This window comes from Flavobacterium coralii, assembly GCF_019891545.1.
Lineage (GTDB): Bacteria > Bacteroidota > Bacteroidia > Flavobacteriales > Flavobacteriaceae > Flavobacterium > Flavobacterium coralii.
In genome coordinates this window covers 1-830 of record NZ_JAHDIU010000031.1, presented here as the reverse complement: position 1 = coordinate 830, position 830 = coordinate 1, and the positions used below count along the sequence as shown (strand labels likewise).

1 protein-coding gene and 1 pseudogene are annotated in these 830 nt (G+C 48.8%); both read right to left on the bottom strand.

The annotated features are described in order from the left end of the window. Positions 1–636: pseudogene (locus tag KJK34_RS15510) on the bottom strand (OmpA family protein); the annotation flags it as partial. A 23-nt stretch (positions 637–659) separates the two neighbouring features. Beyond that, a partial coding sequence (locus KJK34_RS15505) for a type IX secretion system membrane protein PorP/SprF (protein ID WP_223054692.1) occupies positions 660–830 on the bottom strand: 171 nt, incomplete at its 5' end.

Below are 830 nucleotides of genomic sequence, written 5' to 3'. Positions count from 1 at the left end.
CACCCCTTCCACCGGTACCGGCTCGCTGAAGGTGCCGTTGGCATTCCAGGTGCTCATGTACAGGTCAAGGAAAGGCTGCTCGTTCCAGCCGTAGGTCTTGCGGGCCTCATTGCGCGCACTGGTAAAGTAAAGGGTATTGTCATCGGTTAATACCGGCCCGAAAGAAGCGAACTTCTCATTGTTGATGTCAAGCTTCTTTTCATCAAAAAGCTTGCTCTGGTTGCGCAGCTTGGGCAGGTAGTTAGGGTCTTTCATAAAGAGCTTTGCCCTCTGGTCATTAGGTGCCATAGAGGCAAACTGGCGCATCTGCTTGTTGGCATCCTCATACCTTCCGGCAGCCTTTAGCATCTGGGCATAGCGGTAGTAGGTCTCCGCATCGGCATTGCCGGCGGCTATGGCCTTGTCATACCACTTTACAGCCTCTTTGTAGTTAAACACATTATAGTAGCTGTCGGCAAGCTGCTTGTACACATAGGCATCGCCTTTGCCGTCTTCCACCAGCTCTTTGTAAGCCTCGGCAGCTTCCACATATTCAAAGCGGCCAAAATGCTTATCGGCGTCTTTGGTATACTTGTTCTGCGCCGTTACTGCCATCCCGGCGAGCATAAAACTAAGGGTAATATATAAATTCTTCATTTTTTCTTATGTCGCTTTTAGGGTTAGAAATAACGTGGAGAACGTGATACTTTTTTCGGGAAGTTCAGATCGAAAAGCAGTATCACCTCATGAGATGACGGAGTGGTTACATCCAGGTCGGATATAATATGGTCATACGCATAGCCTATCCTCAGGTTGGGGGTAATGGCATAGTTTACCATACCGCCAAAGCT